The 14,553-nt window shown below is 56.9% G+C and carries 9 protein-coding genes; 3 read left to right on the top strand and 6 right to left on the bottom strand.

Translation table 11 applies throughout. The annotated features are described in order from the left end of the window. From PQR32_RS06760 to PQR32_RS06740, 5 genes are all read right to left on the bottom strand, one after another. On the bottom strand, positions 1-1,462 hold a 1,462-nt coding region (locus PQR32_RS06760; protein WP_408223464.1), incomplete at its 3' end, for an integrase. Positions 1,463-1,663: 201 nt separating this feature from the next. Next, entirely contained in the window at positions 1,664-2,617 is a 954-nt protein-coding gene (locus tag PQR32_RS06755; RefSeq protein ID WP_408223462.1) for a sce7725 family protein, read from the bottom strand. A gap of 46 nt (positions 2,618-2,663) precedes the next feature. Beyond that, a complete protein-coding gene (locus PQR32_RS06750; protein ID WP_408223479.1) occupies positions 2,664-3,500 on the bottom strand; it encodes a sce7726 family protein in 837 nt (278 codons plus the stop codon). A gap of 142 nt (positions 3,501-3,642) precedes the next feature. Beyond that, a complete protein-coding gene (locus PQR32_RS06745) occupies positions 3,643-4,887 on the bottom strand; it encodes a hypothetical protein (protein WP_408223460.1) in 1,245 nt (414 codons plus the stop codon). Position 4,888: 1 nt separating this feature from the next. Beyond that, positions 4,889-6,079, bottom strand: a complete 1,191-nt coding sequence (locus PQR32_RS06740; RefSeq protein WP_408223458.1) for a nucleoid-associated protein — start codon at positions 6,077-6,079, stop codon at positions 4,889-4,891. 753 nt (positions 6,080-6,832) lie between these two features. Between PQR32_RS06740 and PQR32_RS06735 the strand changes: the two genes are divergently transcribed. The 3 genes from PQR32_RS06735 (at position 6,833) to PQR32_RS06725 (ending at position 12,817) form a co-directional block, all read left to right on the top strand. Then, on the top strand, positions 6,833-8,392 hold the full coding sequence (locus tag PQR32_RS06735; protein WP_408223456.1) for a type I restriction-modification system subunit M: 1,560 nt from the start codon (positions 6,833-6,835) through the stop codon (positions 8,390-8,392). A 172-nt stretch (positions 8,393-8,564) separates the two neighbouring features. Beyond that, complete coding sequence (locus PQR32_RS06730) at positions 8,565-9,722, top strand: restriction endonuclease subunit S (RefSeq protein ID WP_408223454.1); 1,158 nt, start codon at positions 8,565-8,567, stop codon at positions 9,720-9,722. Between the two features lie 8 nt (positions 9,723-9,730). Beyond that, the gene (locus tag PQR32_RS06725) at positions 9,731-12,817 is read left to right on the top strand and encodes a type I restriction endonuclease subunit R (protein ID WP_408223452.1); all 3,087 of its coding nucleotides are present in this window, start codon (positions 9,731-9,733) and stop codon (positions 12,815-12,817) included. A gap of 336 nt (positions 12,818-13,153) precedes the next feature. Here PQR32_RS06725 and PQR32_RS06720 read toward each other — a convergent pair whose 3' ends face one another. Further along, positions 13,154-14,542: a DNA-processing protein DprA gene (locus PQR32_RS06720; protein WP_408223450.1), complete on the bottom strand. Its 1,389-nt coding sequence runs from the start codon at positions 14,540-14,542 to the stop codon at positions 13,154-13,156. Between the last annotated feature and the right edge of the window lie 11 nt (positions 14,543-14,553).

Genomic DNA, 14,553 nt, shown 5'->3' with positions numbered 1-14,553 from the left:
AACCCCGCGCCCCCCCCGGGCCCACCCCCGCGCCCGCGCGGGGCGCGGCCGCTCGCAATGCGGAGCGAAGAGCAACGCTGTTAGTCAGGCCACCGTGCAGAATCATGTTTCTTTGCCGGTAGAGTCGGTGGAAGACCTCCGAAACGGCAGCTTGAACGGCGGAGAGCGTCGGTGACGGAGCTTGAATTAGGCGTCCCATTCTCGCTATGGCTGCTTGCTCTTTCACTTGCGTAAAGCCGAAGCTGGCACCTCTTGCCACTTCTTCCGCCACAAGTGCCGCCCTATCGCGGTTTACGCCGACGTTCGCCCATGCTTGTGCGACGTCAAGACGCATCTTCTGTGCGAGGTGGGAAAGATGGGTAAACTCTGCGCGTGGATACGAGCAAGCGACGAGATACGCCAAACTATCCGCGGCGGCTGACCGGTCTCCCGATTTCCCAAGGAGCGATTCGATTGCAGCCCAACCGCCCGCGATTGCGGTGCTGGGAGAGCTGTTTTGAAGATGCGCGAGCAGTTCAATTGCGGAGTCGACATTGCTGCCGTCCGATTCGGCAAAAATCTGGTCCTCTCGGTAAAGGGCGCGAACCTTCACTCCTCGATGCTTGGCGCCAATTGGAAGAGCGACCGGATGCCCTTGGACCCAGAGGAACGCCAGCAATTGAAGCGGTCTGCCCGTGCCAATCGACGCGCGAGCGACATACCCGTCAATCACCGCAGTTGCGGAGTCAACGGCCGCGAATACATCGCGTGCTTTCGTAGGCAGAACGAGGCCACCGCTTTGCCTGAGCTCGGTGGTTGCAAAACCGTTTTCTTTTAGCCAAGACGATACTTGGGCCGCGCTAAGCCATCCTCTTGGATACCCGGAGGCAGACTGCGGAGGTGTCGCAAAAGCTAGTAAGACCTGGAACGTCTGGCTCTCTCGATTCGCGATTTCCTCGTGGGCCTCGCGGAGCAACTGTGGAAGCGTCTGCTCCTCTGGGCGCCTATACAGGCGTTCAGCGAACCAATCGTGAAGAAACCGCTGCGAGAAGCCGGCGTCGAGTAAATACGACGCCAGACAGCGGGCAATTCTTTCTGGCGATTGCGGCGGTCCTGCCTGCAAAATGTCAGCCCAGCGCAATAGATAGTCGTCCCCGACCCGCTTTCGCAATTGCCTCAGCGTGTAATAAGCGACTCCATGGAGGCGAGGAACATCTCGAAGCGCCTCGTTCAGAGTACTACGCTCGTGGGCCTGCAAAGCGAGGTCTTGCCCGGCGACACGCTTGCATAAACTCAGCAGCCTTTTGACGGACGGTTCCCCGAGGACGCCTGCTTGTGTCGCAGCACACGCCTCCATCAGCTCGTCTATAAGCAAGGGCAAGCTCACTGCCCATAGCGACCGATGCCACGGCGCTTGGGCCGAAAAAAATTCGGTGGTCCGCGCAGCAACGGTGCCATAGCCCGGATGGACAGCTTGGAGCATTTCAGTTATTCTCGTCGCAGCAAGTGGTACAGCAAAGTCTAAGGGGACACGTCCTGTAACGCCAAATTCGGTTTACCGCAATGCGGCCGCACGGTTCCACGTCCCCTCTAATAAAAGCAGTAGCTCCGCGTGAAGCTACTGCTTTCTCTTTTTTGAGCGCTCCGCTCCGCGCTACATCGGCCCAAATCAAGCTGCCTGCTTTCAAAGAGCGCCGGTCAGAATCTGGTACATGAGGGCGGCATGATGGTAAATCTGTCGTTCCTTGTTTTTTCCGAGCCCCGGGTAATGTTCTTCGGTGGCGTCCGCTGCGTATACCTGAAGAGCCCGGTCGTTACCGAATTCGCGCGGGCGCGCCGTAGCAGCAGCCACGAGTTTCTCGGCCGCTTGTTGATACTTGCCGCCAACTGTCCCGACGTTACGCTCGGTGTCGTCAGATACGAAATGCTCAACCCAGATTTCGCCCGTACGCCGCGCTTTATAGGTGGCGTGGATGGCGACCGCAGATGGCTGGCCACCGCCCGGGATAAAGGCTGAGCCAACGACCGAGTAGTCACCAAACCCAATGGCGACATCGCGGAACGTCAAATGGCGGTCTGTAAAGAACTCCGTGCCTTGGTAGTCGGCGTTTTTCGGCTGCGCAATGAAGTCGTCCCGGATGTCGACCGCCTTGTTCGATGGTAGCGCTGCGCGTTGCGCTGCGCTCATCCGCTCATGCAAGTTGACGTGAAAGCGAACGCGATTATGCGCAGCCAATGCCTGTACCTCCGCCTGCGTCAATCTCGCGTTCCAATACAGCAAGGCTACATCCCGCCGGGGATACTCAGCGAGGAAGCGAGTCACATTGGCACGAGTCGTTGTTTGTGAGCAGAGATAGCCTGGAATAATCGATGGGTGTTCTTCAATTTTGGCAGAGACCGCCTCCGCCCAGTCTTCGTCGATTCCGTTGCGAAATTCGTGCTGATATGGGTTGGTAATCACCACTGCCCCAGCGCCGGCGCGTCCAAAAACTTCTATACCAGCCCGGAGTAAGTCACTCGGATTGCTGTTTACGGGTTCTAGGATTGGTACAACCACATCAGCAAGCTGATAATCATTACAAAGCGCGCGAAGCGCGTACAGCTCCGAGCGACGGGCGTGAAAATATGGGAAATACAAGGTCGGCCTCTCTCAGTCCACTTTTTTTGAGCGGAGAGAGGCCGTTTTAAATCAAACGATAACGGATGTCTTCTCTCAATGCAGAAAGTGCGGTTTCTCTCTGCCGCCCCGACAACGGAGTTGCGTAGCCGAGAACGCGGAGGCTCTCAGGTAGCGAAGTGACAAAGCGCACTGTAGCCCCGTCGGTTTTTCGATTTCTTAATGCCTTAACGAAGATAGCATGCGCCTCATCGGGCGTAAACTCGCTAAAGACCGAGGCACAAAATGCTTGGATGACGGCCGTCGGTTTTTCAATCGTTGCGCATAGCTTACTTTGGGCAGCCGAGACATATTCGGCCTTGTGAAGGCAACTAAATATCGCGGACGGTCGAACATTATCCTGATTACCCATCGGCTCACGAAGCGTGCGGAGGGAGCCGCGTTCCGTCAATGTGAGAATGCCCACGCGAGGGTCGGCTATTGCCATATAGTTATCGGCGCATCGGGGGTGCGTAACTAGGCAGACGCGGTCGAACGCCGCAAGATAATCAGTAGTTTGGGTTGTTAGGCGGCGAGGTGTATCAAATTCCGTCTTAATTTCGTAGGCGGTCGCCGTGCCATTGAAGACTGCAACATCAACAATCGAGCGTCCAATCGGCAGTTCAACGTGCATGCAAGATGTCCGCGGGCTATGGCGGCCGAATACAATTCGATTTGCGATTTCAGTCTTGTACACAAACTCGTTCCGATACCCTTGTCGAATCTCGTGCCATGCGGAGTCAAACAGGGCCGAAAGGGGCTGGCGACCTGCCTTCCGAACTAATCCGTGAGTCTCAAGAAAGGACAGGGGCTGGCGCCAGTTTCCTGTCCGCGCAAGTTCCGAAAAAATAGGGCGCGCAAACATTCTGGCAAGGGTACGCAGGCGCTCAGCAGCTGTTAGATTCATTTTTGCTACGATTGTTGGTAGTCAAGCACGCATAGTTTAGCAAGGCACGCCAGCGGCGGACATTTGAATTCAGGTGCCCGTCAGGAACCAATCGCCCAGCCTAGGCGATGACCGCATACATTGAATTCGCCCATGTGCTGAAATGAACCGAAAGGGTTAAGACTTCTGACCAGTAACGAGCGAGAACCTTCAGCGTGGCCCCAGCGGCCGGTACGCACGCGAGCACATAAAACACGGCGAAAGTCAGTTTCAGAAACCGCAGTTGGGTGTCCAGTGCTTTTTTTCGCGTCTCCAGAACGTTTCTGAGCACACTTGGATACGTCTCAAGCTTGTTGAAGAAAGGCGAGAAAGCGAGCTCAAAGCTTGCCTTCAAACGGTCTGCCGCAAGCCAAAGGTTGCGCAAAATGATGAAGTAAACGACGGAAACAATAGCGAGTCCCAGACATCCGATGAAAAAGGCAGATGTTGTCTTGGCGTCGTCCAGCGCAATAAGCGCGACAAGGGAAAGAGGAAGAGCCAGTAGCTTACCCCCGATGTCGCCAAAGACTCCGCTCAGCTTCGACGCGTATTCAATTTCCGAGTCGGCTATCTTCTTTCGAACTTCGTCGAAGGCGAACTTGTTGATGTAGGACTGAAAATTGTGCCGATACTTCAGCAGGACCTCGTGCCATTCCTTACAGAGATGTGTCAGCCGGTTCGTGTCGGCGCCAGCGCTCGCTAGCACATCACTGATTGCGCTTTTCATTACGAGACGACGTTCTTCGACATGCATCTTCTTGGCGTTGCTACCATCGACCAGCAATTCGAGCAGATGCAGATGCGCCAACGTATTGTCGAGTGCTGCTTCTTCGGGCCAAACTTCAAGTACCAGAGTACGTTGCGGCTTACTACCATCGGACGGCAATACGAACAGCAGGCGATTCGCACCCGAACCAAATGTGAGACGGTCCTCAGCGAATTCGGACAGCATGCGGATGAAGTTCACAAGCTTCTCTACCTCCTCCAATTTCGTTGGCTTGGTAGTGTCTCCAGAGTAATAGTCGAGGTCAGCGATATAAAAATCAGCAGGAAGCACGCCGAACGCGATTGACGGCGTTTGAAAGAAGGCCGAGAAAGTATTATAAAAGTGTCCGTTGCTCCCCTGCGGCAGCGAGACTTCGATGCGGAGTTGTCCATTGCCCTGTCGAAAATAATCGACCTCGCCGTAGGCTGCGTCCAGTTGATTGGATGCATCGACAAGCCGCTGAATTTCGGCGTCAACTGCGCCGACGAAAATGTACCTGCCGTTCTTGTCGACTTCAGGTCTCGCAAGCGCGCGATAAAGTGCGACGACTTCAGCAAACATATCAACCACCCTTCAAGGCGCTGTCCAGACGCGCGAGGAATTCCTCGGGAAGATTTCGATATGTGAGCGTCTTTTTGTCTTTGTCGTAAAACAGCGTGGAATTAGCATCGCTGCCCAACATGCCGCGGTCGAACTTGATGCTGATGCGGTCGTTTTGCAGCAACACTTTGCTGAACCGCTTGACCACGTCCGCGTTAACTTCAAAGTGCTCTGGCACCTTGAATTTCTCCCCGTTCAAATATTCTTGAAGGTCGGCGACATACTCAGCTTTATCTGCCGGCACGACACGAATCAGTTCCTCGTGGACACCATTGAGTGTCGCTGGCTCTCCTGCTGCCAGCCGTCCCTGCAGGTACTCTGACAGGCGTTCCTTGGCCTGTTTTCGAAGCGTATTGATTTCCTTCCTGTCATTGAAGTACGCATCTACAGCTTCAAACAGCTTGCTAGTGGCTCTCGTCGAAGATAAGCCAACCACACAACCGAGCGCGGTCACGAAATAGGCAGACGAGTCGCGACTTGCTCGCTGCGACAGGAAAGAAAGAAAGACTGCATCATTATCCACTCCGGCCTTTTGCGCCACCGGAGCTGCAGCAACGATTGCCATCTCAGGATTGTCTTCACCTGCTCCGTTATCGGCAGCAACAGGGGCTTCGTCGGCAGCAGCAGCTTCCAGAAAATCCGCAACCCGAATCTGCGCTGCTTGGTGGAGCTTCGACATATCGACCTCCACAATCCCCACAGGCACGTAATTCTCGTCCAGTAACACGCCGCCTTTTTGTTTAATCATCGCAATGATGACCGCGGTGTCGCCGGCTTCTGTGTCGTACATGGCGCACAGGATGTGACCGCCGGTCGACAATGGCTCAGCCGCCGCCTGTTGTGTGACTTGGTCAACCACGAGATGCGTCAGGGCGAGAAAGGCGGCTGCATCAGGAGTGTCTCCGATGGGCTGCGCGCTCACGCATTTGCCAAACGCCGCTGGGAACGGTCCTTCGCGACCGTCCGAGCCAAAACGTCCCCACACCTGGTTATTTTCCTTTTTCCCTAAGAGAACAGACATCCCTTTAACGAGAGAAATGACGCCAGGCAGCTTCGTATCAAGTAGCTGGTCCTTTTTTACGACCTGTGCGATGTCTTTCCGTGCTTCTTTTACGAACCCGTGAATGACGCTATGGTGGATTTTGAATGGCATTTTTGACCCCGGCGTTGTTGTAGTAGCAGTATTAAACGCCGGGGCTATCCCCGCGCGAGTGACGGCTTTCTCTCACTCCCTGTGACCGCAGCCCCGCAATACGTTCTTCGCGCAGCGTCAGGGATTTCAGGAAGACGCGTAGTCTATCCTGCTGGCGCTGTTGTCGCTTATTACCAACCATCCTGTCTTTCCCTAACTTTCGAGAGCACTTACCGAAGAGGCCGTCGATGCAACGTCAATGGGCAACTTCGGTGACAATGGGCTGAACGGCATACGGCGCGAGCGGCGCAACGGGTTTCGATGCGCGACCATGTGAAGGCATCAACATGGAGAGTCGGCTGCAGACAAATGACCAGCGGACCAGCCGTGGCTGTCCCCCTCAGCTTGATTACGTCGACCGTCACGCATCCGTCGCTGGGCGCCGGAGCCAGTTGCAGTATGGCCCATAGCGCATCTTGAGCGACAGTTAGCCGCTGGAGCGTGACAAATAGCGAGCCCGATGCTTGCGTAGCGAGATGCACCCGTCGCAACGATGCCGCTCGAACGTGCTATGCCCGATACAGAACATCACGCCTGGCTGCCGGCGAAATCTACCGCTTGCCAACGTCTGGACACCCCGCCGCACCGTACTCAAGCCGAGTCGGCGAGTCCTGGTGCCATTCAAGATAGAATCGCTTCCAATTTCTTGATGGCGAGATGCCCGGGTTTTATGCCCGGATATACGCCTGACTATGACCGGACGGACCAGTTCTGATGCTTGATGACTTGAAAAAGACCCTCTGGGCGACCGCCGACAAGCAACGGGCCAATATGGACGCTGCCGAGTACAAGCACATCGTGCTCGGCCTCATTTTCCTCAAGTACATTTCCGATACTTTTGCCGCCCGGCGAGCCGACCTCACTCGTCGCTTTGCGGACGAAGGCGACGAATACTTCCTGCACGGCTGCGATGACGAACTGCTCGCTGACGAGCTTGAAGACCGTGACTACTATCGCGAGGTCAACGTATTCTGGGTGCCCGAAACCGCGCGTTGGGAGAGCCTGCGCGGCGCGGCCAAGCAGACTGACATCGGTAAGCGCATTGACGAGGCACTGGCGGAAATCGAAGCCGAGAACCCTAAGCTCAAGGGCATCCTGGACAAGCGCTACGCCCGCTCGCAGTTGCCGGATGGCAAGCTGGGCGAGCTGGTCGACCTGATTTCGACCATCGGCTTTGGCGAAGATGCTAGCCACGCGCGCGATGTGCTCGGGCAGGTGTACGAATACTTCCTCGGCCAGTTCGCCAGTGCCGAAGGCAAGAAAGGCGGGCAGTTCTACACGCCTGCCTCCATTGTCAAGACTCTTGTCGCGGTGTTGGCGCCCCACCACGGCAAAGTCTACGACCCCTGTTGCGGCTCCGGCGGCATGTTCGTGCAGTCCGAGAAATTCATTGAAACCCACGGCGGAAAACTGGGGGACGCATCCATCTACGGGCAGGAGTCCAACCCCACCACCTGGCGGCTAGCCGCGATGAACCTCGCGATTCGAGGTATCGACTACAACCTCGGGCGCGAACCGGCCGACACATTCGTGCGCAACCAGCATTCGGACCTGCGCGCCGACTTCGTTCTGGCCAATCCACCCTTCAATATCAGCGACTGGTGGCATGGCAGCCTCGAGGGCGACCCGCGCTGGGTGTATGGGACGCCGCCGCAGGGCAACGCCAACTACGCATGGCTCCAGCACATGCTGTATCACTTAAAGTCGAATGGCCGCGCGGGTATCGTACTTGCCAATGGCTCTATGAGTTCCAGCCAGAACTCGGAGGGGGACATCCGCCGTGCAATGGTCGACGCCGACGTGGTCGACGTCATGGTGGCTCTGCCGGGGCAGCTCTTCTTCAACACCCAGATTCCTGCCTGTCTTTGGTTTCTCGCCAAGCAGAAGACTAATCGCCAAGGCGAAGTGCTGTTCATCGACGCTCGCAAGCTCAGCACGATGATTAGCCGGGTCCAGGCGGAACTGACCGACGAAACAATCGAGCGAATTGCAAAGACCGTGGCTGCATGGCGCGGTGCGGCGGAAGAAGGTATCGGTGAATACGCCGACATTCCCGGTTATTGCCGTAGCGTGACGCTCGCCGAAATTGCCAAGCATGGTTATGTACTGACGCCGGGACGCTATGTGGGTGCCGACGAAGTCGAGGACGACGATGAAGCCTTTAGCGAGAAGATGCAGAAACTCACCGAGCAACTAGGCGAACAGATAGCGAAGGGCGTGAAACTGGACCAGCGAATCCGACAGAAGCTGGAGAGGCTGGGGTATGAATTCTGAGACATCATGTTGCCTAGGCCACTACGTAACCTTGGTACGGGGCACAACGTATAAAGGCAGTCTCGTAGGTGCGCCAGGGCCTGCATTGCTAGGACTTGGAGCAATCGAGCCCGGTGGTGGATTTCGCGAAACGGAATTTAAGACATACGGCGGGGAGTGTCCCGAAAAGCTAATGCTATTTCCCGGCGATTTATTTGCCGCACTCAAAGGGGCTACCAAGGACGGCAAGATGATTGGCTCAGTGGCAAGAGTGCCGGACCTGGTGCCGGTCGGCCGCCTGACCCAAGACACCGTAAAGCTAGAGTTTATTGAATCCGACGAAGCCGCAAGAACGTATATTTATTGGTTGCTTCGAACGCCGCAATACCGCGAGTATTGTGCGGGGCGAGCTATGGGTAGCGCTGTTGTCGCGCTAAGTCGAGAGGATTTTCTTTCATACCCCGTTCCACCGTGTACCGCTCCTCGAGCGCATCTTGTCGATTTGCTCGAAGAGATAGAGCGTAGATGCCGGGTGCTTCGGGAAAACAGCGCCACGCTGGAGGCCATCGCCCAGGCGTTGTTCAAGTCCTGGTTTGTCGATTTCGAACCTGTCTGCGCCAAGCAGGAAGGGCGCGCGCCCGAAAGGATGGTCGAAGCCGTTGCCGCGCTATTTCCGGACGAATTCGAGGAGTCGAAACTGGGGTTGGTCCCGACGGGTTGGCGCGCATCAACCTTAGCGGACTTAATGAAGGATTGCGACGGCACGATTCAAACGGGGCCTTTCGGTAGCCAACTGCATGCTTCCGACTATGTAGAACATGGAATTCCCGTAGTAATGCCGAAGGATATTCAGGGGCGAAGAGTCGATGCTGCCACAGCCGCGCGTATACGCCCCGAGGACGCGGACCGGCTTCAAAGACATAAGCTCAAGTCGGGCGATATTGTGTTCAGTCGTCGCGGTGATGTTGAGCGACACGCCTTAATAAGCGAACGTGAAGTTGGTTGGTTGTGCGGAACCGGTTGCTTGCTTGTTCGTCCTGGTCCGTCATTTCTGTCATCGTCGTTTCTCTCTATGACGCTAGACGCTCCGCGTGCACGACAATGGCTTGTCCGTCATGCGATTGGTGCAACGATGCCAAATTTGAACACTTCCATCCTCGGGTCCGTGCCGGTGGTAGTCCCCGACACCAAGGTCTTAGAGATATTTGAAGAGACGGTTTCCGCGACGGAAGCACAGCTGACCCAGAACTCTGAGCTGGAAAACACACTCAGCTCCATTCGCGACACGCTCCTGCTCCGCCTGAATTCTGGCCAACTCCGTCTGTCCGAAGCCGAGGCGCTCGTCGCCTGAAAACGACTATGACCGAAGACCAACTTGAACAGGAAACGCTGGGCTGGCTGACTGATGTGGGTTACACCCGCCTTTTCGGCCCGGACCTCGCACCAGATGGTGCCAATGCAGAACGGGCTGACTATCGCCAAGTATTGTCGGTCGAACGTCTGCGCAGCGCCATTGCTCGCCTGAACCCCGGCATTCCGGCCCAAGCTCGGGAGGATGCGTTGCAACGGGTGCGGGACCTCGGTATCCCCGCGCTACTCTCAGCTAACCGGCGCTTCCATCAGTTGCTCATCGGTGGCGTGCCGGTGCAATACCAGCGCGACGGTGAGACACGGGGGGATTTCGTGCGGCTGGTCGACTGGGCTAACTCGGCGGCCAACGAGTGGCTGGCGGTCAATCAATTTGCCATCAAAGGCCCGCATCACACGCGACGACCCGACGTGATGCTGTTCGTCAATGGCCTGCCGCTGGTACTGCTGGAGCTGAAGAACCCTGCCGACCAGAATGCCGACATCTGGAAGGCCTATGACCAGATTCAGACTTACAAAGCGCAGATTCCGGACGTCTTCCAGTACAACGAAGTCCTGGTGATTTCAGACGGGTCGCAGGCGCGCATGGGTTCGCTGTCAGCCGATGCAGAGCGCTTCATGCAATGGCGCACTATCGACGGCACCACGCTTGACCCGCTCGGCCAGTTCAACGAGCTGGAAACATTGATACGCGGTGTGCTGGCACCGACGTACCTGCTGGATTACCTGCGCTTCTTCGTGCTGTTCGAGGACGACGGCGAATTGGTCAAGAAGATTGCTGGCTACCATCAGTTCCACGCGGTGCGCGCGGCTATCCAGCAGGTGGTCACGGCATCGCGCCCCGGTGCGAGCCACAAGGGCGGCGTGGTCTGGCATACGCAGGGCAGCGGCAAAAGCATCACCATGACCTGCTTCGCTGCCCGCGTTATGCAAGAAGCGATGATGGATAACCCGACCATCGTCGTCATCACCGACCGCAACGACCTCGATGGACAACTTTTCGGCGTCTTCTCGCTGGCACAAGACCTGTTGCGCGAGCAGCCGGTGCAGGCCGGCACCCGCCAGGACTTGCGCGCCAAACTCGCCAACCGGCCCTCGGGCGGCATCGTGTTTGCCACCATCCAGAAGTTCATGCCCGGCGAGGACGAAGACACGTTCCCGGTGCTCTCGGACCGAAACAACGTCGTGGTCATCGCCGACGAAGCGCACCGCACCCAGTACGGGTTTGAAGCGCAACTAAAGGGCAAACCCGGCCAGGAGAAGTACCAAGTGGGTTATGCGCAGCACCTGCGCGACGCGCTTCCTAACGCCACCTTCGTGGCCTTTACCGGCACGCCTGTATCGAGCGAGGACCGCGATACGCGCGCCGTATTCGGGGAGTACATCCACGTCTACGACATGCAGCAGGCCAAGGAGGATGGCGCCACGGTCGCCATTTACTTCGAGTCGCGCCTGGCCAAGCTGTCGCTGAAGGCCGGGGACCTGCCGCACATTGATGCGGAAGTGGACGAACTGGCGGAGGATGAAGAGGAAAGCCAGCAGGCCAAACTTAAGAGCCGCTGGGCAGCGTTGGAAAAGGTCGTCGGTGCAGAACCGCGCGTGGCCGCTGTGGCGACCGACCTCGTGGCGCACTTCGAGGAACGCAACAAGGCCCAGAACGGCAAGGCCATGGTGGTAGCGATGAGCCGCGAGATTTGCGTCCACCTCTACGACGAAATCATCAAACAGCGCCCCGACTGGCACGACCCGGACCCTGAGAAAGGCGCCATCAAAATTGTCATGACGGGCTCAGCGAGTGATAAAGCGCTGCTGCGGCCACATATTTACAGCGGCCAGGTCAAGAAGCGGCTGGAAAAGCGTTTCAAAGACCCGGCTGATACGCTGCGCATCGTCATCGTGCGTGACATGTGGCTGACTGGCTTTGATGCGCCTTGCGTGCATACGTTGTACGTGGACAAGCCCATGAAAGGTCACAACCTGATGCAGGCGATTGCCCGGGTGAACCGCGTCTTCAAGGACAAGCAAGGTGGCCTAGTAGTCGACTACATCGGCATCGCCAACGAGCTGAAGAGTGCGCTGAAGGAGTATACCGCCAGCAATGGACGAGGCCGTCCGACGGTCGACGCGGCGGAGGCGTATTCCGTTCTCGCAGAAAAGCTCGACATCCTGCGCGGCATGCTCCACGGTTACGACTACAGTGGCTTCCTGACCGGCGGTCTCAAGTATCTCGCGGGTGCGGCCAATCATGTTTTGGGCGTTAAAGACGGCAAGAAGCGATTCGCCGATACAGCGCTCGCCATGAGCAAGGCCTTTACGCTGTGCTGCACGCTTGACGATGCCAAAGACGTGCGCGAGGAAGTGGCCTTTCTGCAGGCGGTAAAGGTCATCCTCACCAAGCGCGAGCTGAGCGACAAGAAGAAGACCAACGAGGAGCGCGAACTCGCCATCAGGCAAATCATCAGTTCGGCGGTGGTGTCCGAGAAGGTGGTGGATGTGTTCGAGGCGGTCGGGCTCGAAAAGCCGAACATTGGTATTCTCGATGAAGCCTTCCTCGCTGAAGTCCGCAACTTGCCCGAACGCAACCTCGCCGTGGAATTGCTGGAGCGCTTGCTGGAGGGCGAAATCAAGAGCCGCTTTGCAAGCAATGTAGTGCAGGAGAAGAAGTTCTCTGAGATGCTCGCCAACGTCGTGACGCGTTACCAGAACCGGGCGATTGAAACTGCCCAGGTCATCGAAGAGCTCATCGACATGGCCAAGAAGTTCCGCGCTGCCGCGACCCGGGGCGACGAACTGGGCCTAACGGAAGACGAAATCCGTTTCTACGACGCGCTCGCCAATAACGAGTCCGCCGTGCGCGAGATGACCGACGAGACGCTCAAGAAAATTGCACACGAACTCACGGAAAACCTGCGCCAAAACATCACTGTGGACTGGTCGGAGCGGGAGAGCGTGCGAGCTAGGCTGCGGCTGATGGTCAAGCGTATCCTCCGAAAATACAAGTATCCGCCGGACCAGCAGGACGGAGCGGTGGAGCTGGTCCTGCAGCAGGCCCAGGCGCTCGGGGAGACGTGGAGCTAGCCAGGCCGCAACGTTTTCCGGAGCGCGCCAGTGGTCACTTCAGGACGCTCGTTTCATGGCGTCACCGCCAACCGCTCTCCATGACTGACCTTATGGAGATAGAAGAGTTGCTGTAGCTGTCCCGTGTAACGGACCCTACATCCGACTTCACGCTGGACACGATGTCAGCGTTCAGGTCATGCCTCCGAGAGGCGGCTTGAGCGAGAAGGAAGTGATAGTGCGGTCTCTGTCCGCACGATTATTTCTTAATTGATAATTGCTCTTATCACATAAGAATTAGTGACGGTTTTACGGTCACCTTGTCTGTGGGGAGTAGTTTCGAGCGAGTTGCTTGCGTCACGCTAGAAGCGATGATTGAATGCCCAAGGAATACCGTACAGGTTTTTTGAGCTTCTCAACGCGCTGCTCGCTCCAAGCTCTCGCAAGCCATGCCTTTGCTTGAGACTTCTCGAGACCTAGGCAAGTCGCAAGCTGGTCCTCAGTCAAGGGGGCTGACGCTAGCGCCAAAGAAACCTTCGCGAGGAAGTCTTGGTACATATCTAAGGAGTTTGCGGCCGATAGAGGCTCGGTTTGGGTTGTGAAAGCTGGCTTACTCGGTTCTATCGGCGCTAATTCCGCCGCGGGAGCGTCAGTTGCACCCGGGGAGGCGATGTCCTCTTCACCACGTTCAGTAATTTCTTGGTGGTCCTTTGTCTCGTTTGACTCCGGTGCTACGACTTCCTGCGCGGTATCCAAAAGAGATGACTGTGCGGCATCAAGCTCGGCGCGGTTCGAAATACTCGATTCTTCTCTGGCAAAGACGTCTGATAAAGAGATGCCTTGCCCGGGCACGTAGTTAAACGGAATGCCCCCGTTCGAAACTAGCGCGGCATTCCCGGCGCCGTGACCTGGTGTGCGAACGTAAAGCGGCACCCACTTCCGGTTGAGCGCTTCCGTCGCGCCCTCCCAAGTACCCCCGCTTCCCAAGGCGGAGTCAATCACTAACGCTCGGTCGGACAGCGCATATATGTGCTTGTTCCGACCCATCGCGTTCCCGGCATTGAACGCCGCCTCCGGATAAAACGGCGAGACGAGCACCAACCGCCCGCTCTGTAGGCCCACCCGATTCTGTTTATGGACGCTAGCTTTGAGTAAATCGTTCGCAAGCACGCCTATGGCATAACCGCCGGCATCGACTGCACCTTGCATCGCTGTGGTATCAACGCCACGAGCTCCGCCGGAGACAACCGATAGCCCATCATGCGCGCATTGCGCCGCGACATCTCTCGTGAACTCGAGTGCGGATTCAGACGCATCGCGCGAACCGACGATAGCGAGTCCCCCTCTGTTCAAGATGTCCCTACTCCCCGCCCCGTACAACAGCGGTGGCGCCGCATGCCTTAGATGGTGCTTCAGACGCTTCGGAAATTCCAAATCACCGCGTGAAATCACCCACAGACCACTGCGATTCCAACGCTCCAACGCCAAGGCCATCGCGGTTCCCCGCGTCAGCAAAAACTCGAGACGTTTGCCATCTAACTTTGCCTGATGCACTTCCAGCAGTTGCGCCTGTCCCTCTGCCGTCATTAAGTCTGCAGGACGTAGGCCACGAGCATTCAGCCATTTGGCGAATTCACCGTAGTCGCGCGCCGACAACGGCTGAAACGGGTCTTGACGTTCACCACCAAACCGCCCACACAGCAGCAGGATTACCTCGGTATCGACGCTTAGAAGGGTTTGACTCATATCCTTTTCGT

Origin of the sequence: Paraburkholderia dipogonis (genome assembly GCF_046027395.1) — a bacterium.
GTDB lineage: Bacteria > Pseudomonadota > Gammaproteobacteria > Burkholderiales > Burkholderiaceae > Paraburkholderia > Paraburkholderia dipogonis_A.
Note: the sequence above shows the minus strand (reverse complement) of the source record. Positions and strands in the feature narration are given on the sequence as shown.